Consider the following 25,486-nt stretch of genomic DNA (forward strand, 5'->3'; position numbering starts at 1 on the left):
GAACAAGCCAGATTTCTGCGCAACTGACTGGGAGCAATGTAGTGCCAACGATTCTCGAGCGTGTGCTTCGTACCGGCGACAAGAAGACGCTGAAGAGGCTGCGCGGCTACGCCGATGCGATCAACGTCCTGGAAGAGGACTTCAAGTCCCTCACGGATGCCGAGTTGCGCGGGGAAACCGACACGCTGAAGCAGCGCTACCAGGACGGCGAGCTGCTGGACGACCTGCTCCCCGAAGCCTTCGCAGCTGTCCGTGAAGCCGCCAGCCGCACGCTCGGCCTGCGCCACTTCGACGTCCAGCTGATGGGCGGCGCAGCACTGCACATGGGCAACATCGCGGAGATGAAGACCGGTGAAGGCAAGACACTGGTGGCCACAGCGCCGGCTTACCTGAACGCGCTCACCGGCAAGGGCGTCCACGTGGTGACGGTCAACGATTACCTGGCCGAGTACCAGTCCGACCTGATGGGCCGCGTCTACCGCTTCCTGGGCCTGACCAGCGGTTGCATCCTTTCGAACCAGAACCCGGCGACGCGCCGCGAACAGTACGCGGCGGACATCACCTACGGCACGAACAACGAATTCGGCTTTGACTACCTGCGCGACAACATGGCCTGGAGCCGTGATGAACTGGTGCAGCGCGGACACCACTTCGCGATCGTGGACGAAGTCGACTCGATCCTGATCGACGAGGCCCGTACCCCGCTGATCATCTCCGGCCAGGCCTCCGGCGACGTGAACCGCTGGTACACCGAATTCGCGCGCGTCGTGATGCGGCTGAAGGACACCGAGGACTACGAGGTCGACGAGAAGAAGCGCACCGTCGGCGTGCTGGAGTCGGGCATCGAAAAGGTTGAGGACTACCTCGGCATCGACAACCTGTATGAATCGGCGAATACGCCGCTGATCGGGTTCCTGAACAACGCCATCAAGGCCAAGGAGTTGTTCAAGCGGGACAAGGACTACGTGGTGCTCAAGGGCGAGGTGCTCATCGTCGACGAGCACACCGGCCGTATCCTGGCCGGCCGGCGCTACAACGAAGGCATGCACCAGGCGATCGAGGCCAAAGAGGGCGTCGAGATCAAGGCCGAGAACCAGACGCTGGCCACGGTGACCCTGCAGAACTACTTCCGCCTCTACGGCAAGCTGTCGGGCATGACCGGCACCGCCGAAACGGAAGCGGCCGAGTTCATGAGCACCTATAAGCTCGGCGTTGTTCCGATCCCGACGAACAAGCCGATGGCCCGCCTCGACCAGTCGGACCTGATCTACAAGAACGAAGTCGCCAAGTTCGACGCCGTCGTGAAGGACATCGCCGAGCGCCACGAAAAGGGCCAGCCGGTCCTGGTGGGCACCACCAGCGTGGAGAAGAGCGAGTACCTGTCCAAGCAGTTGGCGAAACAGGGCATCCGGCACGAGGTGCTCAACGCCAAGAACCACGCCCGGGAAGCGGCCATCGTCGCGCAGGCAGGGCGCAAGGGTGCCGTCACGGTGGCCACCAACATGGCCGGCCGCGGTACGGACATCATGCTCGGAGGCAACGCCGAATTCAACGCCGTGGCCGAGTTGGAACGCCGCGGCCTGGACCCCGCCGCGAATCCCGAGGAATACGAGGCTGCCTGGCCCGGTGCCCTGGCGGCGGCCCAGAAAGCCGTGCAGGCCGAGCACGACGAGGTCAAGGAGCTCGGCGGGCTCTACGTGCTGGGTACCGAGCGGCATGAATCGCGACGCATCGACAACCAGCTCCGCGGCCGCTCCGGCCGGCAGGGCGACCCGGGCGAATCGCGCTTCTACCTCTCCCTGACCGATGACCTGATGCGGCTGTTCAATTCGGGTGCGGCCGAGCGGATCATGAACTCCTCCCGCATGCCCGACGACGTGGCGCTGGAGTCCAAGATGGTTTCCAAGGCCATCCAGAACGCGCAGGCACAGGTCGAGGGCCGCAACGCCGAGCAGCGCAAGAACGTGCTGAAGTACGACGACGTGCTCAACCGGCAGCGCGAGGCCATCTACAACGACCGGCGGCGGATTCTGGAAGGCGACGACCTGCACGAGAAGGTCTCGTTCTTCCTCGAGGACGTGGTGACGGCGATGGTCAACGAAGCCACCATGGAGGGCCATGGCGACGACTGGGACTACGAGCAGCTGTGGACCAACCTCAAGCAGCTTTACCCGATTGAACTGACGATCGACGAGGTGCTGGAGGAAGCCGGCGGGCGCTCGAGAGTCACGGCAGACTTCCTGCGCGCAGAAATTGTCTCCGACGCCAAGGTCGCCTACGCGCAGCGTGAGCAGGCACTCGGCTCCGAGACCATGCGCGAACTGGAACGGCGCGTGGTGCTCTCGGTGATCGGCAGGAAGTGGCAGGAACACCTCTACGAGATGGACTACCTCAAGGAGGGCATCGGCCTGCGGGCCATGGCACAGCGCGATCCGCTGGTCGAATACCAGCGCGAGGGATTCGTGATGTTCCAGGCCATGATGGAGTCCATCCGTGAAGAGAGCATTGGCTATCTCTTCAACCTCGAGGTTCAGGTGCAGCAGCCTGCCGCGGCGACTGTCCCCGGGGTCGCAGATGCCCGGGCGGCGGCGGGGCCGCAGATCACTGCGGCAGGATTGGAAGCTCCGCAGCGCCCGGTTGCCCTGCAGTTCACGGCGCCCAGCGCGTCCGGGGAGGCCGAGACGCGGGTCGAGCGCCAGGCTCCGGCCAAGGCGGCACGCCAGGCTCCGGCCAAGGCGGCAGGTCCCGCCAGGGACAAGCGGCCCGCCAAGAGCGGCAAGCGCCGGAAGTAGTTTCGGTTCAGCCGATCTCCAGGGCCGTGACCTTCCACAGTCCGCGGATCAGCTCCAGGCGCAGCGCTACGGCGCGAATCCGGTGGGTCTCGGCCACCACGAGCGACGCTTCATACGCGCTGTCGGCGGCGCGGCACACCCGGGAGGAGCGGACCACGGCGCTGCGGTGCAGCCGCAGCGGGGCCCGGCCATCGGAACGAAGTTTCGCCTGGTGCGCCCGGACGATGTCCGCGCGGTGCACCAGCTTTTCATAGCTGACGGGATCGAGCCAGCGGGCCAGCTGATGGACCGGCCGCGTGCCGGAGACGGCCTCCAGGCAGGCCTGCGCCACGGACCGGGCCGTCGCGGTGACGTGGCTCAACTCGGCCTCCGTCTCCGGATCCCCGCCCACGGGCAGTGGAACGGGCCGGGGCACTGCAGCGGGTCCGGCTGTTCCGTGGGCCCCGGTGTCCTCCGGCCGCCTGGGCTGCAACCGGATGACGGGGGCGAAATAACCGTCCGGCCCCGCCGGTTTGACCCGCCGTACCGTCAGGGGCCGAGGCTCCCCGCTCGCGGGTGCCAGCGCCTGGATCCGCGCGCCCGCCGCGGCTTCTTTGCCCGGCGCCTGCACCGCCGGGAGGTGTCGCACGTTGTCCATGTCCTGCCGTTCCTTCCACTGGTACTGCACTGGTACTGCCTTGACTTCCAGCCGCTCCACCATCCACGCGGCGTCCGTGGTCCGCGGCTGTGCGTCTCTCCGCCCGCCGGAAAGGTTCACTGCCCCGGTGGAGGCACAACGAGGGTTTGCCCCGGTTTGATCAGCGAGGGGTCGAGGCCGATGACGGTCCGGTTGGCGGCATACCAATCGGGCCACCGCTCGGCGATTTCCCTGTCGGTCGCCAGCGGACCCAGCTCGGCGGCCGCGAGATGCCAGAGGGAATCCCCGGCGGTGACGGTAACGGTCCGCGGGTTCCCGGGAGTGTGCCGGGTCAGCGGCTTGGCGACGACGCCCGGTGCCGCGGCCGGCGGCGCGGGCTTCCATAAGGGGTCCACCGGCGGATTTGCCGGACCTGCCGGGCCGTTCGGCTGCCACTGAGGATCCACGACTTCGGCGCCGGAGATACCGGTCCCGGCCGCAGGTTCAGCCGTACGCGTCGTGGTCGCCGCGTGGGCCCCGGCGACCATCACCAGGTTGAGGCCGACGACCGCGCCCGCCAAGCGCCGCAGGAACGCGGGACTCAGGGCGGCCCACCGAGCCGCCAGGCGCCGGTGGCCGGTCCTGGCCAGCACGGCGCTGGCGGCAGCTGCTGCCATGCCCAGGAGCAGCCAACAGAGCACGGCCGCGCCGCCGCCGATCGACAGGACGGCCAGCAGGTCCTGATAGTTTTGCGCCGGCCACGCGGCGCCGGCGCCTACTTCGGTCCCGGCGAGAATCAGCACGGCGGCGCAACCCGCGACCAGCCCTGCGGTTGCCAGATCGGCGGTGGTTCTGAGCATGGGAAGCGCCTCCGGTCCGGATCGGCTTTTGACTCCGTTTGATGCAGTTTGCTGCTCTTTGTTGCTGCTTGAGCACCCATGGTGGCACTGGCCAAGGCTTGTTGTAAAGTGGCTGGTTTCGATTGACGGAATTTGATCGGGGTTCCTAGGCTGGCGCCATGCGTTGGGACGCCCTGTTTGCCGATCTGGAGACGCAGCTACACGCCGCGGGGCGGTTGGAGCTGGAAGCCGAGGCCAACGAGCGTGCCCGGATCGAGCTGGCCGCGGTGCATCTGGCCGACAGGCTTCGGGGGCAGCTGGGAAGCTGGCTGCGCTTGCATCTCGGCGCAGACCTCAGGTTCGAGGGAACGTTGGCCCATGTGGGATCAACCTGGTTGGTGCTCAACCAGGGCGTGCGCAGCATGCTCGTGCCGCTGGCTGCCCTCCAGCTGCTCGAAGGCATGGGCCGGCATGCGATTGCCGACGAGTCCGGAGCGCGTCGGCTAGGCCTCGGTTCCGCGCTTCGGGCCCTGGGCCGCGACCGCGCCCCTGTCGCCGTCTATCTATCCGTTAGTTCGGGCGTGCCCGCGGCGGAGGGGGTAATCGACCGGGTCGGGGCGGACTCCTTCGACGTCGCGGCAGTGCCCTCGGGCGAGGACCGGCGCGCGGCAAATGTCCGGTCGGTCTACACGGTGCCCTTCCCGGCCCTTGCCGCCCTCGTATCGCGCAGCCCGGACTAGGTGCTCATTCCGTGGTCGACTTGGCTTCTTCGATCAGCCGCCGCGTCTGGGCGTACTTGTCCTGGATGTACTGATCGAGCATGACCTGCTCGACGCGCCACTGGCCCCGGCCGCCGATCTGGATGGCGGGAAGTTCGCCGCTGCGGACCAGGGCGTACGTCTGCGACGAGGAGATCTGCAACTCCTCCGCCACATCGGACAGAGTCAGGAACCGTGGCATGGACAGATCCTTTGGGACGGGGATAGTTTTCCCCATTATGGCATCGTTTGATGTCATTTGATCCGGCTGCTGCCGTGCTGTTGACCCGAAAAGTTTTTCCACAGACCGGGGCCGATCGGCCGCCGCGGTTCCCTTTCCCTGCCGCCACGACCAGAATGGTGCCACCCGCGGCCTCGAAGCCCTTGTTCGGACCGCAGCGTGGCTGTCCCTTCGGGGCGCGGGGCTGAGGGGGAAAATCCGTGAGCGCTGCCATCGCCGAAAAAACCACGGCACAACGGTTGAAACGCCCGTCGTGGAAAGATCCCCGGCTGCTGGTGGGACTGCTGCTGGTGTTGGCTTCGGTGGCCGGAGTCTCCGCGCTGGTAACCGGCGCGGACCAAACCACCGGTGTCCTGGCAGCCAGGACGGACATCGCGGTGGGACAACCAATCTCCGCCGCGGACGTCGTCGTCGTCGAGGTCCGGCTGGGCGAGGCCGAGGGCCGCTACCTGCCGGCAGCAACGGGGCTGCCGGCAGGTGCCGTCGCCACCGCACTGATCCGGGGCGGGGAATTGCTGCCGGCCTCCGTGCTGGGTGTCGCCGACGACCTGGACCGAAAGCCGATCGGCCTGAACATCGAGAGCCCGTTGCCCGAGGGCGCCGGCCCCGGTTCCAGGGTCGATGTCTGGGTTTCGCTGCCCGACGGACGGAACGGCTTCAAGCAGCCGGAGAGGCTGCTCGAGGCGGCCGAGGTGTCGCAGTTGACCGACGCCACCACCGCTTTCGGCTCGTCCGGAGCGGAACGGCTGCACGTCCTGGTGGGGGATGACACCATGCCGGCGCTGCTGCATGCACTCGCCAACGGGGCACGCATCAACGTCGTACTCAACCCGGCCGGCACCCCATGAGCCTGCCGGTCGTCACGCTGGGCACAGCGGCCGCCGACTTCGTCGCGGGCCTGGAACGGCTGCATGGACCCGTGACGGTGGTCCGGCGCTGCACCGAGCTCGCCGAGTTGCTGGCGGCGGCGCAGTCCGGGCTGGCCCGGGCCGCCATCGTGGCAGGCCGGACCCGGGAACTCGACGGCAGCGTGCTGGAGCGGCTGCACAGCGCCGAGGTTTCCGTGGTGGCGCTGACCGACGACGGCGGCGAACGCCTCCGGCTCGAAGCCCTCGGCATCCGCACCGGTGCCGAAACCGTCGAACCCGTGGCCCTGGCAGCACTGGTCGCCGAGTCGGTCGCACAGCTGGGCTCGCTGACGCCGGCCGGGGCGGCAGGGCGGGCTGCGGCGCCCGGACCGGCGGCGCTGGCCGACCCTGCCCGTGCCCTGCACGCGCACGGCGCTGAACCCGGACCGGCGGTACCTGCAGGGCCGAAGGGCGAACTGATCGCGGTGTGGGGTCCGGCCGGGGCGCCGGGACGCACCACGGTGGCGGTCAACCTCGCGGCCGAATACGCCGCCGCGGGGCGGCGGACCCTGCTGATGGATGCGGATACCTATGGGGCCAGCGTGGCCGCGTTCCTCGGCCTGCTCGACGAATCCGCCGCCCTGGCCCACGCTTGCCGGCTGGCGGACCAGGGCGTCTTGGATCTTCAAGCCTTGGAGCGGGTCTGCCTGAAGGTGGCCGTGGCCGGAACCTCGATGTTGGTGCTGACCGGGATTACCAGGGTGGACCGGTGGACCGAGCTGAGGCCATCGGCGCTTGGAACGGTGCTGGAGGTGGCGCGGGCGGTTGCGGAGACCGTCGTCGTGGATTGCGGTTTCTCGCTGGAACACGACGAGGAGCTGAGCTTTGACTCGATGGCGCCCCGGCGCAACGGCGCCACCCTGCGGGTGCTCCAGGCGGCGGACCGGGTGCTGGCTGTGGGCAGCGCCGATTCCTTGGGGCTGCCGCGGCTGGTCCGCGGATTGGACGAATTGGCGCACGCAGTCCCCTCGGCCCCGGCAGAAGTCGTGCTCAACAAGGTTCGGGCGGCAGCAGTGGGAGCCAGGCCGGAAGCACAGCTGCGGGAGGCTTGGGAGCGGTTCGGGCCCGCGCGTGACATCCGCGCCCTGCTGCCGGCCGATTCCCCCGCGGCCGATGCCGCCCTCTTGGGCGGTTCGGTCCTCTTGGAGACCGCGCCCGGCTCTGTGCTGCGGCACGCCATCGCCGGGCTGGCAGGAAGCCGGCCGGCGGCACCCAGGCGGGGAATCCGCCGCCGTACCCGGCCAAAGTGAAGTTTTGAACGCGCCGCGTTAGGCTAGCCAAAGGACCGCAACGGCGCGGTCGGGACACACCTATCGGAGGCGTTTTACATGTCGACTGGATCCAGCATGGCGGATCTGTCCAGCTCAGCAACCGGCGATGAGGAATTCATCGCCAAATACTACGAGCACCTGGCCGCGGAGGATGCCGCGAGCTACAGTCCGGATGTGCTCCGCGCCCGTGCGCTCGCGCACCGGGAGCTGGCAGTCCACCGGCCGCCGGCCCAGCCAGTGATCGGCATCCGCGACGAACCCGAGGCCAGCGTCGTCATGATCGTCACCGACGACATGCCGTTCCTGGTCGATTCGGTCACCGCCGAGCTGCTGCGGCAGGGTATTGCCATCCGGATGATCATGCACCCCACTTTCGTGACCACCCGGGCCCGGGACAGCCACGACCTCGCCGGCGTGGAACAGGTGCCGGTCGCCGCCGGGGTCTCCAGCGGCGACACGGCGGCACTGCCGCATCTGGGATCGTTTGAGACCGGCGGCGACCAGGTCCTGCGGATCGAGTCCTGGATGGCCGTGGAGACCGGACGTATCGAGCCGGAGAAGGCCGCCGAATTGATGACCGGACTCAAGAGCGTCCTGGCGGACGTCCGGGCGTCGGTCGAGGACTGGCCGGCCATGCGCCGGCAGGTGCGGCAGGTGGCCGCGTCGCTGGATGCGGTCGCAGGCGCCGACGAGATTCCCGACCTGCAGGAGGCCAAGGCGCTGCTTGAATGGCTCGACGACGGGAATTTCACCTTCCTGGGCTACCGCGAATACGATCTCGTCACCCAGGACGGCGAAGACGTGCTCCTGGTCCGCGAGGACAGCGGCCTGGGCATGATGCGCCACATCGGCGACACGAAGCGGATCCAGCACCTCACCGAAGAAGGCCGCGCCCGCGCCCGGGAAAAGCGTGCGCTGGTGATTACCAAGGCGAATTCGCGCTCCACGGTGCACCGTGCGGCGTACCTGGACTACATCGGCGTGAAGAGCTTCGATGCGCAGGGCAACGTGGACGGCGAGCGCCGCTTCATCGGCCTCTTCGCCACCAGCGCCTACAACCGCTCGGTCAAGAGCGTCCCGATTGCCCGGGAGAAGGTGGGGGCAGTGCTGCAGCACAGCGGCTTCCCGGCCGATTCGCACTCCGGCAAGGACCTGCTCTCGATCCTCGAAACGTACCCCCGGGACGAGTTGTTCCAGATGGACGTCGAGGAGCTGGCAGAGACCGCGATGGGCATCCTGCGGCTGCAGGAGCGGCGCCGGACCCGGCTGTTCCTGCGCACCGACGCATACGGCAGGTTCGTGTCTGCCCTGGTGTTCCTGCCGCGCGACCGCTACACGACAGCCGTCCGGCTGCGGATCGAGCAGGAGCTGCGCAGCACCTTCGACCCGCAGAGCATCGACTACGAGGCGCGGATGTCCGAATCCGCCCTGGCCCGTCTGTTCTTCCGCATCCGGCTCAAGCGTGCCTCCACGGTGCCGAAGGTCGATACCGCCGACCTTGAGCGCCGGCTGGCCCAGGCGTCCCGGTCCTGGTCGGAGGGCATCGAAGAGGTGCTGCGCGCCAATTTCGACGGCGAGGAGGCTGCCCGCCTCTCGGCGAACTGGAAGGACGCGTTCCCGCCCAGCTACCGGGTGGACTACGAGGTGGAAGACGCGCTCGAGGACATCGCCCGTTTCCGCAACTACGAGGGAGGCGACGCCGGCGCCGCCCCCGTGCTGCACGTCTATGTTCCCGAGGACAGCGCCGACGTGCTCGCCGCCGACGCCCGGCTGAAGCTGTACCTGCCGGAGGCCCGGTCGCTGAGCAACATCATGCCGGTGCTGCAGAACACCGGGTTGGAGGTACTGGACGAGCGCCCGTTCGAGATCGCGACGGCGGACGGCGAAGACTACTTCCTGTACGACTTCGGCCTCCGGTACCCGGCGGGCGTCGACCCGATCGCCACCGGCGACCTGCTTGAGGAAGCCTTCGGCGCTGCCGTCACCGGACGCAGCGAGTCGGACGGCTTCGACCGGTTGGTCCTCGCCGAGGGCATCGGCTGGCGCCAGGTTGCGGTGCTGCGCGCCTACACCCGGTACCTGCGGCAGCTGGGCAACCTGGTCTCCTACGCCTTCGTCTCCGACACGCTGCTGGCCAACCCGGCAGTGGCCCGCGCCCTGCTGGCGGTGTTCAACGCCAGCTTCGACCCGGACCTGGACGGTGACCGCGAGGCGGCGGTCGAGGCCGCCCGTTCCGAGCTCGCAGTGGGACTGGAAGCCGTGCCCACCCTGGACGCCGACCGGGTGCTGCGCTCGCTGGCGAACCTGATTGACGCGACGCTTCGCACCAACTACTTCCAGGACAAGCCCTACTTCAGTTTCAAACTCAGCCCGTCGCGGATCGATGGTGCACCATTCCCGCGGCCGAAGTATGAGATCTGGGTCTACTCGCCGCGGGTCGAAGGCGTCCACCTTCGGTTCGGCGACGTTGCCCGCGGCGGACTCCGCTGGTCCGACCGGCGGGAGGACTTCCGCACCGAAATCCTGGGACTGGTCAAGGCGCAGACGGTCAAGAACGCGGTCATCGTGCCGACCGGCGCGAAGGGCGGCTTCTTCGCCAAACGGCTGCCCGACCCCGCCGTCGACCGCGCGGCCTGGATGGCGGAGGGGCAGGAAAGCTACCGCACCTTCATCCGCGCCTTGCTGGACATCACCGACAACCTGGTCCGGACCGAATCCGGCCAGGAAGTAGTGCCCCCGGAGCGGGTTGTCCGGCTGGACGGCGACGATACCTACCTGGTGGTTGCCGCGGACAAGGGGACTGCGAGCTTCTCCGACATCGCCAACGACATCTCGCTGGAATACGGCCACTGGCTGGGTGACGCCTTCGCGTCCGGAGGCTCGGTCGGCTACGACCACAAGGCAATGGGCATCACCGCACGCGGTGCCTGGGAATCGGTCAAGCGGCACTTCAGCGAACTCGGCGTCGACACCCAGTCCGAGGATTTCACCGTCGTCGGGGTCGGGGACATGAGCGGCGACGTCTTCGGGAACGGGATGCTGCTGTCCGAGCACATCCGGCTGGTCGCAGCCTTCGACCACCGGCATATCTTCCTGGACCCGGACCCCGACGCCGCTGCCTCCTTCCAGGAGCGCCGGCGCCTGTTCGAGCTGCCCCGGTCCTCCTGGGCCGACTACGACGAGAAGCTGATCAGCGTCGGCGGCGGGGTCTACCCGCGGTCGGTGAAGTCGATCCCGTTGTCCGGGCAGGTTCGGGAAGTCCTCGGCCTCGATCCGCAGCTCACGAGCATGAGTCCGCCCGAGCTGCTGCAGGCCATCCTGAAGGCGCCGGTGGACCTGCTGTACAACGGCGGCATCGGCACCTATGTGAAGGCGTCGACCGAGTCGAATGCCGAAGTCGGCGACAAGGCCAATGACGCCATCCGCGTCAACGGCGCCGACCTGAGGGTCAAGGTGATCGGCGAAGGCGGCAACCTGGGCATGACCCAACGCGGCCGGATCGAAGCCGCCAGCCAGGGGATCATCCTGAACACCGATGCCATCGACAACTCCGCCGGCGTGGACTGCTCCGACTACGAAGTCAACATCAAGATCCTCGTGGACCAGATGGTCGCCGCCGGAAAACTGCCGGTAGCGGAGCGTGCCGACCTGCTGCACTCGATGACCGAGGAAGTCGGCCGGCTGGTCATCCAGGACAACATCGACCAGAACGTCCTGCTGCTCAACGACCGCCAGCGCATCATCGAGTGGAGCCCCAGCTTCGAACGCCTGATGGACTGGCTCGAAAACCATGCGGACCTGGACCGGAAACTCGAAGCGCTGCCGTCCACCGAGGAGTTGCACGAACGGATCGGCGCCGGCCAGGGCCTGACCTCCCCGGAGCTTTCCGTGCTGGCCGCGTATTCGAAGATTGAGTTGACCCATGCCCTGACCGAGAGCAATCTGGCCGACGACCCGTTCTTCGACGGCGTGCTGCGCGGCTACTTCCCGCACCAGCTGGTCGAGCGGTTCGGGGACGATATGGCAGGCCACCCGCTGCGCCGGGAGATCATCGCCACCGTCGTTGCCAACGACATGATCAACATGGGCGGCATCACCTTCGCGTTCCGGGTCATGGAGGAAACGTCCGTCTCCGAGGCCGACGTGGCACGGGCCTTCGTGGCGCTGCGCGAGATCTATGAGCTCGACAAGCTTGTGGAGGCGCTGAATGCGTTGCCGGCCAGCTTCCCGACGGATCTGTGGTGCACGGTGCATCTGGACATGCGCCGCCTGCTGGACCGGGCGGTACGTTGGTACATCAACCATGTTGACAGCGGAACCCCGGTCGCCGAAGGCGTCGCAATGTTCAAGCCCCAAATGGATCCCTTGCGCAACAACCTGGTCAAGTACCTGCGCGGTGACGACCTGGACCGCGTGCACGAATGGCTCGAAACCGCCGAAGAACGCGGGCTGCCGGCAGGGATCGCCCGGCAGTGGGCCGAGCAGTTCGAGAGCTTCGGGTTGCTCGACGTCGCCCGCATCGCCGGGCAGGTGGACGAACCGGTCGAGTCCGTCGCACGCGTCTACTACGCGGTCTACGATCGGTTCGACGTCGACAACCTGCTGGAGCGCATCACCTCGCTGCCGCGGGAGGACCGCTGGCAGTCGCTGGCCCGGGCCGCCATGCGCGACGACCTGTACACGACCGTCACGGACATCACCGTGGCGGTGATGCGAAGCACCCCGGCAGGGGAGCAGGCCGAGGCCAGGCTCGACGAATGGGAGCGGGCCAACGCGGAGAACATCAAGCGCACCCGGGACATGTTCGAGGAAGTGAACAAGCTCGAACAGGACGACATGGCCTCGTTGTCCGTGGCCCTGCGACTGATGCGCTCGACAGTACGGCGATAGCTTGGCCATCTTCACCGATCCCATCCGCGACTACGCCGACTTTCGACCGGGTGACGCGGAGTGGCTCCATCTGCTGGTCGGCGACTGGCAGCTGATCGCGGACCTGGCGTTCGCCGATCTTGCCCTGTGGTTCCCGACGCCGGACGGGAGCTACGTGGCGCTGGCGCATGTACGGCCGTCGACCACCCACACGGTGTTCCACCGGGACTTCGTGGGGGAGCGGATCCGTGAGGATCTCAAGCCGCTGGTGGACCAGGCGCGCCGGTCGCAGACGATCGAACGGTCGTCGGAGGCCGACTGGACCACGGAGATGGCGATGCGGGTGGAGGCGGTGCCCATGGTCCGCAACGGCCGGACGCTGGCGATCGTGACGTCGCACATGGACCTGTCCAGCTCCAGGATGCCGTCGCGGCTGGAGCTGACCTACCGGCAGTGCGCCTACGACCTCCTGAAAATGGGAACGCTGGGACTGTGGCCGGACTTCGCCTCGCCGACCGGGTCGCGCCGCGGCGCGCCCCGGGTCGGCGACGGCCTGATCAGGTTGGACGCCGACGGGGTAGTGGAATATGCCAGCCCCAACGGCGTTTCGGCCTTCCGGCGGCTCGGCGACGTCGAGTCCCTGGAAGGGCGCTCACTGGCCGAAGTGACGACGGCGCTGCTCAAGGACCGGCGGATGGTCGACGAAACCCTGCCGCTGGTTGTCACCGGGCGCATGCCCTGGCGCACGGAGATTGAGTCCCGCGGCGTCTCGCTCTCGCTGCGGGCCATACCCCTGAGGAATGAGCAGGAGCGTTTCGGCGCCCTGGTGCTGTGCCGGGACGTCTCCGAACTGCGCCGGCGGGAGATGGAGCTGGTGTCGAAGGACGCCACCATCCGGGAAATCCACCACCGCGTGAAGAACAATCTCCAGACGGTGGCCGCGTTGCTGCGCATGCAGTCGCGCCGGATGGTCAGCGACGAAGCGAAACAGGGGCTGGAACAGGCCATGCGCCGGGTCGCCACGATCGCGCTGGTGCACGAAACGCTGTCCCAGGGCTTGGCGCAGAACGTGGACTTCGACGAACTGATCGGGCGTCAATTCCGTCTCTCGGCGGAAGTTGCATCGCCCACGCAAGCGGTCCGCACCGAGCGCAGCGGCGAGTTCGGGGAACTTCCCAGCGAATTCGCGACACCGCTGGCCCTGGTGATCAACGAACTGGTCACGAACGCCGTCGAACACGGGCTGGCCGGGCGGCACGGCACGGTCCGGTTGACTGCCCGGCGGAGCCGGCGGGGCGACGACGAAGTGCTGACCGTCTCGGTCGAGGACGACGGCGTGGGCCTGCCCGAGGAACCGCGGGGGGAGGGCCTGGGTTTGCAGATTGTCCGCACGCTTGTCACCAGCGAACTGGGCGGCCGGATCGAATGGACCCCGCGCGACGGCGGGGGGACGTGTGTGCGGATCGACTTGGTGCTCAACAACAAGGGTGCCCGCTGAGCGCGGGCAGGCCGCCGACGCGAGAGGCCGCTGCCGAATCCGGCAGCGGCCTCTCGCCAAACTGGGGGTCTTGGGTCAGGACGCCCGGCGGGCCCGGGCGGCGCGGCGCTTGAGCGCCCGGCGCTCGTCCTCGCTCATGCCTCCCCACACACCTGCGTCCTGGCCGGACTCGATGGCCCACTGCAGGCAGGTATCAATCACCGGGCAGCGCCGGCAGACGCTCTTGGCCTCTTCGATCTGCAGGAGTGCCGGCCCGGTGTTCCCCACGGGGAAAAACAGTTCCGGGTCCTTGTCCAGGCATGCCGCGCGGCTACGCCAATCCATGCTGATCACATACTCCTTTAAATGGTGTCCGGTGGTTTTTGTGAAAACATTCACGAACAGACTCATAGAAAAGGGAGCCCGACCGGCCCCCTCTGCGCTTCGCCATCAAGCGTTTCATGTTAAATCCGCGTAAACAAGAGGTCATGGGGACTTAACCGGCCGTAATGCCTGAGTCATTCGTCACAGGGTGGTATGGTTCGGCTCCGGCCGGGAACCGGTGCCCGGCGATCTGCAGCCGATAATCCGACTATCTAAGGTAGGGTGCGAGTGTGTCAATGCCTGCACCGTCATCCGCCCCTGCCGCCCGTCCCATCGCCATCAAAATCATCGCGGCGGCAGTGGTTCTGGAAGCGCTGGTGCTCCTGTGCGGAGCCGCCCTGTACGGCTACGGGCTGGCCACTCAGACCCCGATATCGCTGTCCAGCAGCATCTTCCTGCTGGTCCTGATGCTGGTCTTCGGCCTCTGGCTTTTGGTCGTCGGGCACTTCCTGTTCCGCGGTTACCGCTGGACGCGGGCCGCTGCACTGGTGTGGCAGATCTTCGTCGTGGTGGTGGCCATCTCCATGATCCAAGGCGGCCAGCTGGTGCTTGGCCCGGTCCTGCTGTTGGCGGCCGGAGCCTCTTTCGTCCTGCTGCTGACCAAGCCCGTGACGGCTTTTTTGGTCAAGGGCGCGGCTCCGCGCGCCTTGTAGCCACGGCTACCTGCAGGGGGACGGCCCGGCCGGAATCGATCCGGTAGCCGCGTCCCGGCGGCCTCCACCCGTCGTCGAGCCGCACCCCGAAGAAGTCCGCATCCGCGCCCGCGCGCGGCGCCAAAACCATGCCGCGCCCCCGGGCCCTGGCCTGCAGGGCCAGCGGAACCTGCTGCGTCAGCAACGGCCCCGGGCGGGCAGCCACCACGGCCGATGCGCCGGCAGCGACCAAGGCGGCGATGGCACCGTGGGCACGCCCGCCGAGGCCCTCGGCGTCGTCGACCAACAGGACGGCGCCGCGCCCGGCGGCCGCGCGGCCGGCCCAGAATTCGTCGGCGTTTCCCTCGCGGGGCGGTGCGCAACAAGGCCTCAGTCCCTCCAGCGACTGCTGCAGCAGGACCAGCAGGTTGGTCTTCCCGCTGCCGTCGGGGCCCAGGACCAGGTACACCTCGCCGGCGGCCAGCGCCAGCGTGGAGGGCTCAAGCTCGTCGCCTTCCACGCCGATCACCGGATGCCCGCGGCACGCGGGGGGCAGCGCGGCCGCGGAAACCGTCAGCGGCAGCGCTTCTATCCGGAAGGGGCGGGTGCGGGCATCGGCCGGCGGGAGGCAGCCCGCCGGATCGGTGGTCAGGTGGCAGATCCCGCCGTCGCCGCCGATCCGCCCCTGCACCAGAGCCCTGCCGGGCACCGCGTCCATGGGAGGAAGGCGGGGCCAGCCCAGCAACGTTTCGGGACCGGCTCCGGTCGGCAGGTAAAGCCGGTTGGCCATGAGCGGCAGGAAGCGGCTGCCGGACAGCTCACGGTCTCCGGACACGGCCAGGACAACACCCGTCGCCTGGCCGTCGCGGGCCAGATCCTGCAGACAGTCTTCGGCCCAGCCGAGCCGGCCGGCCCGGAAGCCACTGAGCCAGCGGCCCCACCCGGTGACCAGCACGACCAACGGAACGGTGGCCGCCGGCTCGGCCGGCCCCACGGCCGACGCCAGGCCGCCGAGCCGGGAGGCAACCTCGTTGGCCAGCCGGCGCAAAACCCTTGCCGCCCGTTCGGTGTCCTGGGGCCCCACGTAGGCGCCCGTCCGGCCGGCGCCCGAGGCCAGGCCCAGCGAACCGTCGCCGTCCAGCACGTAGCAGTGGCGTTCCACCGGTCCGCCCAGGACCTGTGCCGCCAGGGTTCGCAAGAACTCCCGGTGCCCCCCGCCCTCCACGCCGAGAACCGCCAGGTGACCGTCGCGTTTCGGCTGCCAGCGCAGCGTCACCTGCCGTTGCCGGGACGGCAGATCCAGCAGCCCGATCGCGAGGCTGCCCCCGGCGTGCGGCGAGGCACCGGCGGGGTGCTGGCTCCCGCCGTCGCCGCCGCCGGGATAGCGGGCCGGGGCGAACGTCCCGGGCCCGGGCAGGTCGGCGACGGCCAGTCTCGCCGGCAGGGCCGGCGGCAGCCGCCTGGCTTCCGCCAGGCCGAGGCCACGGGAGGCGGCCGCGGCCTCGGCCACCAGCCGCCCGACCTCTCCGGCGCCCTCCGGGGCAGCCGCCGCCGGGGGTTCTGCCGCCAGCCATTCGTCCACGGTCCGGAAGACCGGGAGGGGACCGGCGGCCGGCAAGGTGCTGGAGGCCGACTGGAAGGGCACCGCATCCTGCGTGCCGATGCGCAGGTAGGCCCTGCCCCTTGCGGTCACCGGAATGTCGGCTGCCACGGGTGAGTCCAAGAGGTCGCGGGACTCGGCCGTGTTCTGCGTCCGCAGCACGATCATGGTGGTGATATTCGCGCGGATGTCCGAGGAGACCGCACCCTGCGGCCGCTGCGTGGCCAGCACCAGATGGATGCCCAGGGCCCGGCCCACCGTGGCCACGCGCATCAGCTCGGGAAGCGCCTGCGGCGCGTCCGCGCCCAGCATCCGGAATTCGTCCACGACGACGACGAGCCGCGGCAACGTGCCCGGCGGGCAGGCCGCGATGTCGCCGACGCCGCGGCCTGCCAGCAGGGCTTCGCGGCGGCGCACCTCCGCCTGCAGCCAGGCCAGCGATCGGCCGACTGCCTCCAGCGTCAAGTCCGTGAGCAGGCCGGCGCAGTGCGGCAACCGGGCGAGCGGGCCGAGCCCGGACCCGCCCTTGAAGTCGATCAGCAGGAAATTCACCGTGTTCGGGGACTTGGTCAGGGCCAGCGAGAGGACAAGGGTCCGCAGCAGTTCGGACTTGCCGGAGCCGGTGGTGCCGGCGACCAGCAGGTGCGGCCCGTAAACGGCCAGGTCGAGCGCCAGCGGTCCCGCGGCGCCGGCACCCGGCAGGGCGGTGAGGCCGGGATGGCGGTCGCCGCGGGACCAGCGCTCCGCCGGCGGCTCCCGCGGAAGCAGCGACTCCAGGCGGCAGCCCGGCGGCACGGAGCCGGCCGCCTGTGGCGCAGTGCCCGGCATGGCAGCGGCGGCCAGCCGGGCAAAGCGGTCCAGCGTCAGGGCCGACACCAGATCCGCCGAAAACACGACGTCGCCTGAGTCGGCGGTCAGGCGGGACTCCTGTCCGGCCACGATGATCCGGGTCCCGGCTTCGGCCGGACCGTCGAACCAGAGCTGCGCGGCCGGCCGTTCGGAATCCGCCAGGACCCGGGCTGCCTCGCAGCCGCGTCCGGCCACCAGCAGCACTAGGGTGCCGCTGCCGGCGGCGAGCCGCTCCGCCAGCTGCCCGGGCCGGTCCACCAGATCCACCCCCGGCAGGAACCGCGCCGACGCCCGGAGCGACTCCGGCAACGCAAAACAGACAACACGCAGAGCCGTTCCCGCTGCCCGTGCGGCCAACTGCAGCAGGACGGAACGCAGCAGTCCGTCCAGCCCGGACGGTGCTCCCTGGAACCGCAACCGGGGCTCGGCGAGCAGGTCCACACACAGCGGAACATCCTGTGGCGCGGGAGGCTCGGCGACCGGCGCCGACGCCGAGCCGATGTGTGCCGGCAGGCTGGCCGTCCCCAGCCGCAGCCACACGTGCGCCGGGAGTGCCGGAGGTGTCGGGTCCGCGGCGGAACGCAAAAGCCCCGTGCCCGCCCGCAACAGGGACACGGTCAGCTCGGCGGCGCCGGGGGCCGCCAGGCGCCGCCGCCCGGCATCCGCTTCCGCCGCGGCAAGCACCGCGGCCCGGTAGCGGCGACGCTGCCGCCGCCCGGCGGCGTAGGGCACGGCGGCGGCCAGCAGGGACATGGCGCTGAAGGCCAGGAAGAACCAGAGGCCCGTCAGCAGGGCCAGCACCAGGCCGGCGAGCAACGGAAGCCCGGCCAGCAGCAACGTCGTCCCGGTCCGTCGCTCCGCAGGCTTTTCAGCCACGGGCACCGGAACGGTCAGGTCCGTGTCTGGCCGGAACGGTTCGCCCGGTTCGCTGCCGACGACCAGCTGCAGCCGGCTGCCGCCGATCCGCACCGGGTGCCCCGCCCTCAGCACGACCTGCCTGGTCCGCCTGCCGCCCCAGACGATGCCGTTGGACGACCCGGCGTCGCGCAGCAACACCTGGCGGTCGGTGACGTCCACGGTGGCATGCAGCCGAGACAACGCAGGATCCGCGATGGTCAGCCCGCAGGCATGCCGGCCGACGGTGAAGCGGCCGCGCGTGAGGGCGAACAAGTGGCCGGCGTCCGGCCCGGCGGTGACGGCCAGCAGCAGCGGCGGCAACGCCGGTGCTTCCCGGCGCGGCATAGCTGCCGCGTCCGGGGCGCAGACGACGACGGCGCCGTCGACCAGCGGGGACACGCCCGCGGTGAGTGAGGACAGCTGCTGTCCGGCCACCGTGAAGGCCACCCCCGGCAGGCGCCCGCGCAGCCAGGCCGCCAACGGCGCGGCGCTGTTTCCGGTTTCCAGCCCCGCGACGGCATCGGCATTCGCGGCGACCCAGGCCGTGGCGGTGGCCTGCAGGCCGGGGGCGGCCGCGAGCGTCACATGGAGGACCATGACAAGGAACCTAGGCAGAAAGGCGTGCCATTTTCCCGTGCTTCGCCCGGTTTGTGGATAACTGCGGAACCGGAGGCTGCCGTGAACAAGCGATACCCTTGACTCTGGGCCGAAAGGCCCACACACCGACACAACGAGAAAAGGCCTTGCTCTGGTGAAGATCGCTGTCATTGCTCTGGGAAAGATCGGGTTGCCGTTGGCCGCCCAGTTCGCTTCGAAGGGGCACGAGGTCGTCGGCGTGGACGTGAACCCTGCCGTGGTCGACCTGGTCAACGCGGGCAGCGAACCGTTCCCGGGCGAGGCAGGTCTCCAGGACAGGCTGGCCGAGCTGGTGCCAGCCGGCAGGCTGCGGGCGACCACGGACTATGCGGACGCGGTGCCGGGCGCGGACGCGGTGGTCTTGGTGGTGCCCTTGTTTGTAGACGCCGAGGCCAAGCCCGACTTCGGCTGGATGGATGCTGCTACGCAGGAGCTGGCCAGGCACCTGAGGCCGGGCACGCTGGTCTCCTACGAGACCACGCTGCCGGTGGGCACCACCCGGACCCGGTGGAAACCGATGCTCGAGGTCGGCTCCGGGCTGGTCGAGGGCGAGGACTTCCACGTGGTGTTTTCCCCGGAGCGGGTGCTGACCGGGCGGGTGTTCGAGGATCTGCGCAAGTATCCCAAGCTCGTCGGCGGGCTTTCCGCGGCCGGTGCCGCCGCGGCGCAGGAGTTTTACGAGGCGGTGCTGGACTTCGACGACCGGCCGGACCTGCCGCGCGGCAACGGGGTCTGGGACCTGGGCTCCGCTGAGGCCTCCGAGCTGGCCAAGCTCGCCGAGACCACGTACCGGGACGTGAACATCGGGTTGGCGAACCAGTTCGCCCGCTATGCGGCCACCGCCGGGATCGACATCTACCAAGTGATCGAAGCGTCCAACTCCCAGCCTTACAGCCATATCCACCAGCCCGGCATCGCCGTGGGCGGGCACTGCATCCCGGTGTACCCGCGGCTGTACCTATGGAACGATCCGTCGGCCACGGTGGTCGCTGCGGCGCGGGCGGCGAACGCGGGCATGCCGGACTACACGATCGGCCTGCTGGAGGGCGCGTACGGCGACCTGGCCGGCGCGCGCGTGGCGGTGCTGGGCGCGGCCTACCGCGGCGGCGTGAAGGAGACGGCGTTCTCGGGGGTGTTCGGCGCGGTGGAGGCGATCAACGCGCGGGGAGGCACCGCCGTCGTGCATGATCCGATGTTCAGCGATGCCGAGCTGACGGCTTTGGGTTTCACGCCCTATCATCTGGGCGAGCCCGCCGATGCCGCGGTGGTGCAGGCCGACCACGCCGAATACTCGGAGCTGGGACCGGACGACCTGCCCGGCGTGAAGGTGTTTGTCGACGGCCGGCGGGTCAGCTCGGCCGGGCGGTGGCCGGGCGTGGCGTACCGGGTGATCGGCAAGCCCTGAGCGCCGGAACGAAAACGGAATCGACGGCGGCGCAGCGGCCGTGAGCGGAAAGAGGGAAACCATGGCGTTCATCGCCGATTCGGCGGACGTCGCCGACGCCGCCCGGCTGGGCGAGGGCACGAAGATCTGGCACCTGGCACAGGTCCGCGAGGGCGCCGTGCTGGGAGAGAACTGCATCGTGGGCCGGGGCGCCTACATCGGCACCGGGGTGCAGGCCGGAGACAACTGCAAGATCCAAAACTATGCGCTGGTGTACGAGCCGGCGCGGCTGGGCCGCGGGGTGTTCATCGGCCCGGCCGTGGTGCTGACCAACGACACCTACCCGCGGGCGGTCGCCCCGGACGGTTCGCTGAAGAGCGCCGAGGACTGGACGCCCGTTGGCGTGGACATCCGCGACGGCGCGTCGATCGGCGCGCGGGCGGTCTGCGTGGCCCCGGTGACCATCGGCGCCTGGGCCACAGTGGCCGCCGGCTCCGTGGTCACCCGCGACGTGCCCGACTTCGCCCTCGTGGCCGGGGTTCCGGCCAAACGGATCGGCTGGGTGGGCCGGGCCGGACAGCGGCTGACGCAGGACCCGGCGGATCCATCGGTGTGGGTGTGCCCGGCGACCGGGTCCCAATACCGGGAGGACGAGGGCGTGTTGCACGAAGTTTCGGACAAGACCGGAGGAGAACAGCTGTGAGCAAGGACTTCATACCGGCGGCGAAGCCGATCATCGGGGACGAGGAACGGGCCGCGGTCGACGCCGTGCTGGCCTCCGGCATGCTCGCGCAGGGGTCCGAGGTGGCCGCCTTCGAGCAGGAGTTCTCGCAGGTGCTGCTGGACGGCCGGCACGCGGTGGCGGTCAATTCCGGGACCTCGGGCCTGCACCTGGGCCTGCTGGCCGCCGGCATCGGGCCCGGCGACGAGGTCATCGTCCCGTCCTTTACCTTCGCGGCCACCGCCAACTCGGTGGCCCTGACCGGCGCCACCCCGGTGTTCGCCGACATCGAGCCGGAGCACTACTGCCTGGACCCGGACGCGGTCCGCGCCGCGGTGACCGGGCGGACCAAGGCCATCATGCCGGTGCACCTGTACGGGCACCCGGCCGACATGGACGCGCTGGGCAGGCTGGCCGCGGAAAAATCGCTGCTGCTCTTCGAGGACGCCGCCCAGGCCCACGGCGCGTCGCTGGGCGGCCGCCCGGTGGGCACGTTCGGCGAGTTCGCGATGTTCAGCCTGTACCCGACCAAGAACATGACCTCCGGCGAAGGCGGCATGGTCTCCACCGGCAGCGACGAGGTGGCGCGCCGGCTGCAGCTGCTGCGCAACCAGGGCATGGAACGCCAGTACGAGAACGAACTGGTCGGCTTCAACGCCCGGATGACCAACCTGCACGCCGCGATCGGCCGGGTGCAGCTGGGCAAGGTCCGCGGCTGGACCGACCGGCGCCGGGCCAATGCCGCGTTCCTGGACGCGAATCTGGACGGTGTGGGCACCCCCCGGGTGGCCGACGGTGCGGTGCACGTCTACCACCAGTACACGGTGCGGATCGGCGCGGGGGAGCGCGACCGGTTCGCCGCGGCGCTGAAGGATGAATACCGGATCGGGTCCGGGGTCTACTACCCGATCCCGAACCACCGGCTGCCCTCGTTCAACACCGCCGCGGACCTCCCGGTGACCGAAGCCGCGGCCGCCGAGGTGCTCTCGCTGCCGGTGCATCCCTCCCTCGACGCCGAGGACCTGGACCGGATCGCCACCGCGGTCAACGCCCTCGCGAAGGCAGGTGCCTGAGCATGGCAGGGACCGGCAAGACCGTGCTGCGCGCCGGGCTGATCGGCCTGGGCATGATGGGCCGCCACCACGCCCGGGTGCTCCGCGAGACCGACGGCGTGGACCTGGTGGCCGTGGCCGACGCGTACGGCGACCCGCACGGGGCCGCGCCCGGCCTGCCCGTCTGCGGCGGCGTCGAGGAGCTGATCGCGGCCGGGATCGACATCGCCATGTGCGCGGTGCCCACCGGCCTGCACGAGGGGGTCGGCCTGGCCCTCGCCGAAGCCGGCGTGCACACCATGGTGGAAAAACCGCTCGCCGACACCGTCGCCGGCGGCGAGAAACTGGCCGCCGCGTTCGAATCCCGCGGCCTGGTCGGCGCCGTCGGCCACATCGAACGGTACAACCCGGCGCTGCAGTCGCTGCGTGCCCGGCTGGAGGCCGGCGAACTCGGCCGGATCTTCCAGATCGCCACCCGCCGGCAGGGCCCGTTCCCGGCCCGGATCGCCGACGTCGGCGTGATCAAGGATCTTGGCACCCACGACATCGACCTCACCGCCTGGCTGGCGCAGTCCGAGTACCAGTCCGTCAGTGCCCGCACCACCACCCGCTCCGGGCGGGAACACGAGGACATGGTCGCGGCCACCGGGCAACTGGCCAACGGGGTAATCACCAGCCACCTGGTGAACTGGCTCTCGCCGATGAAGGAACGGGTCACCGTGGTCACCGGGGAACGCGGCGCCTTCGTGGCCGACACGCTGACCGCCGACCTGACCTTCTACGAAAACGGCACCATCGACACCGAATGGGAATCCGTGGCGAACTTCCGCGGCGTCTCCGAAGGCAACATCACCCGCCTGGCCATTCCCAAGCGGGAACCGCTGAAGGTCGAACACGAGGCCTTCCGCGACGCCGTGCTCGCCACGCGCGGGCTGCCGCCCGGTTCCCCGGCTGCACAGCACGACGGCGGCGCCGGCACCGACCGCCCGGCGGCCACCATCGTCACCATGCGCGAAGGGCTGAACACGCTGCGCGTCGCCGAAGCCATGATCGCCAGCGCGAAGGAATCCCGCACCATCGGGCTGCAGGCCTGATGGGCCTGCGGATCGTGCTGGCAACCCGGATCTATGCGCCGGAGGCCGGCGCCGCCGCCTACCGGCTGGCCGCCACTGTGCGCGCCCTGACGGACGCCGGGCACCAGGTCACCGTGCTGACCACCCGGCCCCCGAAGGGACTTGGTGCCGCGGCGGGGGAAACCGGCCGCCACGGCGCCCGGATCCTGCGCTGGCCGGTGCTGCGGGATGCCAGCGGCGCCGTGCGGGGCTACCTCCAGTACGCCAGCTTCGACATCCCGCTGTTCTTCCGCCTGCTGGCGCAGCAACCCTTCGACGTGCTGCTCGTGGAACCGCCGCCGACCACCGGCGTGGTGGTCCGCGTGACGGCCGCGCTGCGGCGCCGTCCCTACGTGTACTTTTCCGCCGACGTCAGCTCCGACGCGGCGGCCGGAATCGGCGTGCACCCGCGGGTGGTCACGGTGCTGCGGGCCGTGGAACGCTGGGTGGTGACCGGTGCCTCCGGCGTCCTGAGCATCTCGCCCGGCGTGACGCAGGCGCTGGCGCGGCTGACCTCCGGACGCGCCAGGGTGGCCGAGGTGGGCACCGGCATCGACACGGGCACCTTCAGCCTGCACGGGCCCCGCGCTGCCCATCCCGGCCCCACCTTCGTCTACGCCGGCACCATGTCCGAAATCCAGGGCGCCGGCGTGTTCGTGGACGGATTCCTCAAAATCACGGACCGGTACCCCCACGCGCGGCTGCTGATGTACGGCGGCGGCGTGGAGCTGGAGGAGCTGCGCCAGCGGGCGGCACCGGCGGGGGAGCGCATCCGCTTCATGGGAACGGCCGACGGCGGCACCATCGCCGGCGCGCTGCGCTCAGCCACCGCGGGGCTGGCCTCGGTGCGGCCGGCCCGCGGCTATGACTTTGCCTTCGCCACCAAGGCCTTCGTCTCGCTGAGCTGCGGCACGCCCGTGGTCTACGCCGGCGTCGGCCCGCTGCGGCAGCTGGTGGCCGACCACGGGCTGGGCCGGAGCGTGGACTGGGACGCCGGCCAGGTGGCCGAGGCCCTGGCCGCGGCGCTGGAACGGACCCCGGACGACGCCGAGCGCCGCCGGCTGTCCGACTGGGTCGAGCGGAACTACTCGCTGCGCAGCGTGGGGGCCCGCGCCGCCGAAGCCGTTGCGGACGCCGCGAAAGGCTTCCGGCCGCGCTGACGCCGGCTCCGACGGCGCATCGGCCGGGCAGCGAGAATGCGTGAAGGCCCTGTCAGGGCGACAGCAGGGCCGCGAGAATGCCGCTGGCGCCCGGCCCCGTCAGGGTGTCAGCAGGGCCGCGAGAATGCCCCTGGTGACGGCCTCGTCCTCTGCCGAGCTGAGCGCCGCGGCGGCTCCGTGCGCGTTGGCCTTATACTTGTCCACCTGTTCGGTGGTCAGCGACGCCAGCGCCCGGGCCAGCGACTCGGTGCTGAAGTCCTCGGTCACCACGCCCAGGTCGTAGGCCTTCATTAGCGCCGCGGTCTCCGGGGACGGGCTGAACACCAGCGCCAGCCGCGCCTGCACGAAATCGAAGAACTTGTTCGGCAACATGAACCGGTGGTTCATCGTCTGCGGCGGAAGGGAAAAGACCCCGACGTCGTAGGCATTGAGCGTGGCGGGAAGCTCTTCCGGCGGCACCGCGTCGTGGAAGGTGATGCGTTCGTCGCCGTCGGCCAGGTCCTTGAGCTGCTGCCAGTAGCGTCCGCCGTCGCGGGCTTTGACCAGGTACAGATCCAGCGTGAAACGGTCATCGAGCAGCTTGACGGCGTTGATGGTGCCTTCCAGGTTGCGGCCGGGAACTGCGGCGCCGCTGTGGACCAGGCGGATCTTCCCCGGCACAGGGGCCGACGGATCCAGATGACGGAACGGCCCCGCGTTGCGGACCACTTCCACGGTGCAGCCGAACTGATCCGCATACATCCGGGCGATCGATCCGTTGACGGCGGTGACCGCGGCGCTGTTCGGCAGGTACTTGGCGCAGAGCCTGTGCATATACGGCGCGACCAGCAGCCGCCAGGGCAGTACATGGGAGCGTTCCTCCGGCGCCCACTCGTGCATGTCTCCCCAGACCGGTGCCCCCTGCGCCACGGCGTGGGCCAGGGGCAGGGCGCGGGCCTCATTCGCCACGACCAGGTCGAAGCGGCGTCCCGCCACCAGCTCGCGGGCCTGCTTGATGGCGGGGGCAGCCAGTTCCACCGCAGAATACAGGCGCAGCGCCAACAGCAGCACCCCCAGCGGCGTCTGCGGCAGCGAGGGCAGCGACGCGTCGATTTCGAGGTGGTGGGTGGCTCCTGGGGGACGCTTGCCGTAGCTGAGCGTGGTGACCTCACCGGCTTCGGCCAACAGCTTCAGTTGCCGCAGCACACGGGAATCGGCCTGGATATCCGAGAACGAGATACACAGGATCTGCTGGGCCACCACTGCTCCTTGTCGCTGACGCCGGGCGAATGCCGGACACTGAAAGATT

General features: G+C 69.5%; 18 protein-coding genes. 12 read left to right on the top strand and 6 right to left on the bottom strand.

Annotated elements, in window-relative coordinates; all coding sequences use genetic code 11:
• Positions 1-41: 41 nt before the first annotated feature.
• A complete protein-coding gene (gene secA / locus AC5RVS_RS08695) occupies positions 42-2,792 on the top strand; it encodes a preprotein translocase subunit SecA (RefSeq protein ID WP_493989152.1) in 2,751 nt (916 codons plus the stop codon).
• A gap of 7 nt (positions 2,793-2,799) precedes the next feature.
• Here secA and AC5RVS_RS08700 read toward each other — a convergent pair whose 3' ends face one another.
• Entirely contained in the window at positions 2,800-3,549 is a 750-nt protein-coding gene (locus AC5RVS_RS08700; RefSeq protein ID WP_494107815.1) for an Rv3235 family protein, read from the bottom strand.
• Positions 3,546-4,268, bottom strand: coding sequence for a LysM peptidoglycan-binding domain-containing protein (locus tag AC5RVS_RS08705; protein ID WP_494107816.1), 723 nt, complete (start codon positions 4,266-4,268; stop codon positions 3,546-3,548). Before AC5RVS_RS08705 ends, AC5RVS_RS08700 begins: the two co-directional genes overlap by 4 nt.
• Positions 4,269-4,426: 158 nt before the next feature.
• Between AC5RVS_RS08705 and AC5RVS_RS08710 the strand changes: the two genes are divergently transcribed.
• On the top strand, positions 4,427-4,987 hold the full coding sequence (locus tag AC5RVS_RS08710) for a hypothetical protein (RefSeq protein ID WP_494107817.1): 561 nt from the start codon (positions 4,427-4,429) through the stop codon (positions 4,985-4,987).
• A 4-nt stretch (positions 4,988-4,991) separates the two neighbouring features.
• Here the strand turns inward: AC5RVS_RS08710 and AC5RVS_RS08715 are convergent, their stop codons facing one another.
• Complete coding sequence (locus AC5RVS_RS08715) at positions 4,992-5,207, bottom strand: helix-turn-helix domain-containing protein (RefSeq protein WP_493979122.1); 216 nt, start codon at positions 5,205-5,207, stop codon at positions 4,992-4,994.
• Positions 5,208-5,446: 239 nt separating this feature from the next.
• Between AC5RVS_RS08715 and AC5RVS_RS08720 the strand changes: the two genes are divergently transcribed.
• The 4 genes from AC5RVS_RS08720 to AC5RVS_RS08735 all read left to right on the top strand — a co-directional run bounded on the left by AC5RVS_RS08720 (position 5,447) and on the right by AC5RVS_RS08735 (position 13,792).
• The gene (locus tag AC5RVS_RS08720; RefSeq protein WP_494107818.1) at positions 5,447-6,094 is read left to right on the top strand and encodes an SAF domain-containing protein; all 648 of its coding nucleotides are present in this window, start codon (positions 5,447-5,449) and stop codon (positions 6,092-6,094) included.
• Positions 6,091-7,404 (top strand): CpaE/TadZ family protein, encoded by a 1,314-nt coding sequence (locus AC5RVS_RS08725; protein WP_494107819.1) that lies wholly within the window; start codon positions 6,091-6,093, stop codon positions 7,402-7,404. Before AC5RVS_RS08720 ends, AC5RVS_RS08725 begins: the two co-directional genes overlap by 4 nt.
• Positions 7,405-7,482: 78 nt before the next feature.
• Positions 7,483-12,315 carry an NAD-glutamate dehydrogenase gene (locus AC5RVS_RS08730; protein WP_494107820.1) on the top strand — a complete coding sequence of 1,611 codons (4,833 nt, stop codon included), beginning with the start codon at positions 7,483-7,485 and terminating at the stop codon, positions 12,313-12,315.
• Position 12,316: 1 nt separating this feature from the next.
• Positions 12,317-13,792 carry a sensor histidine kinase gene (locus tag AC5RVS_RS08735; protein ID WP_493989159.1) on the top strand — a complete coding sequence of 492 codons (1,476 nt, stop codon included), beginning with the start codon at positions 12,317-12,319 and terminating at the stop codon, positions 13,790-13,792.
• A 75-nt stretch (positions 13,793-13,867) separates the two neighbouring features.
• On the opposite strand, the gene AC5RVS_RS08740 is transcribed toward AC5RVS_RS08735, so the two are convergent.
• A complete protein-coding gene (locus AC5RVS_RS08740) occupies positions 13,868-14,116 on the bottom strand; it encodes a WhiB family transcriptional regulator (RefSeq protein WP_086994524.1) in 249 nt (82 codons plus the stop codon).
• A gap of 275 nt (positions 14,117-14,391) precedes the next feature.
• Between AC5RVS_RS08740 and AC5RVS_RS08745 the strand changes: the two genes are divergently transcribed.
• A complete protein-coding gene (locus tag AC5RVS_RS08745) occupies positions 14,392-14,808 on the top strand; it encodes a hypothetical protein (RefSeq protein ID WP_494107821.1) in 417 nt (138 codons plus the stop codon).
• On the opposite strand, the gene AC5RVS_RS08750 is transcribed toward AC5RVS_RS08745, so the two are convergent.
• Positions 14,780-18,730 (bottom strand): FtsK/SpoIIIE domain-containing protein, encoded by a 3,951-nt coding sequence (locus AC5RVS_RS08750; protein WP_494107822.1) that lies wholly within the window; start codon positions 18,728-18,730, stop codon positions 14,780-14,782. The two genes, AC5RVS_RS08745 and AC5RVS_RS08750, sit on opposite strands and share 29 nt — an antisense overlap.
• Before the next feature lie 154 nt (positions 18,731-18,884).
• On the opposite strand from AC5RVS_RS08750, the gene AC5RVS_RS08755 reads away from it, so the two are divergent.
• The 5 genes from AC5RVS_RS08755 (at position 18,885) to AC5RVS_RS08775 (ending at position 24,198) form a co-directional block, all read left to right on the top strand.
• The gene (locus AC5RVS_RS08755) at positions 18,885-20,174 is read left to right on the top strand and encodes a nucleotide sugar dehydrogenase (protein WP_494107823.1); all 1,290 of its coding nucleotides are present in this window, start codon (positions 18,885-18,887) and stop codon (positions 20,172-20,174) included.
• Positions 20,175-20,235: 61 nt separating this feature from the next.
• The gene (locus tag AC5RVS_RS08760; protein WP_494107824.1) at positions 20,236-20,856 is read left to right on the top strand and encodes an acyltransferase; all 621 of its coding nucleotides are present in this window, start codon (positions 20,236-20,238) and stop codon (positions 20,854-20,856) included.
• The gene (locus AC5RVS_RS08765) at positions 20,853-21,947 is read left to right on the top strand and encodes a DegT/DnrJ/EryC1/StrS family aminotransferase (RefSeq protein ID WP_494107825.1); all 1,095 of its coding nucleotides are present in this window, start codon (positions 20,853-20,855) and stop codon (positions 21,945-21,947) included. Before AC5RVS_RS08760 ends, AC5RVS_RS08765 begins: the two co-directional genes overlap by 4 nt.
• Before the next feature lie 2 nt (positions 21,948-21,949).
• Positions 21,950-23,020 (top strand): Gfo/Idh/MocA family protein, encoded by a 1,071-nt coding sequence (locus tag AC5RVS_RS08770; RefSeq protein WP_494107826.1) that lies wholly within the window; start codon positions 21,950-21,952, stop codon positions 23,018-23,020.
• A complete protein-coding gene (locus AC5RVS_RS08775; RefSeq protein ID WP_494107827.1) occupies positions 23,020-24,198 on the top strand; it encodes a glycosyltransferase in 1,179 nt (392 codons plus the stop codon). The genes AC5RVS_RS08770 and AC5RVS_RS08775 overlap by 1 nt, the downstream gene beginning before the upstream one ends.
• A gap of 99 nt (positions 24,199-24,297) precedes the next feature.
• Here the strand turns inward: AC5RVS_RS08775 and AC5RVS_RS08780 are convergent, their stop codons facing one another.
• On the bottom strand, positions 24,298-25,437 hold the full coding sequence (locus tag AC5RVS_RS08780; protein ID WP_494107828.1) for a glycosyltransferase: 1,140 nt from the start codon (positions 25,435-25,437) through the stop codon (positions 24,298-24,300).
• Positions 25,438-25,486 lie beyond the last annotated feature (49 nt).

It is taken from the genome of Arthrobacter sp. Y3221048, from assembly GCF_059092685.1.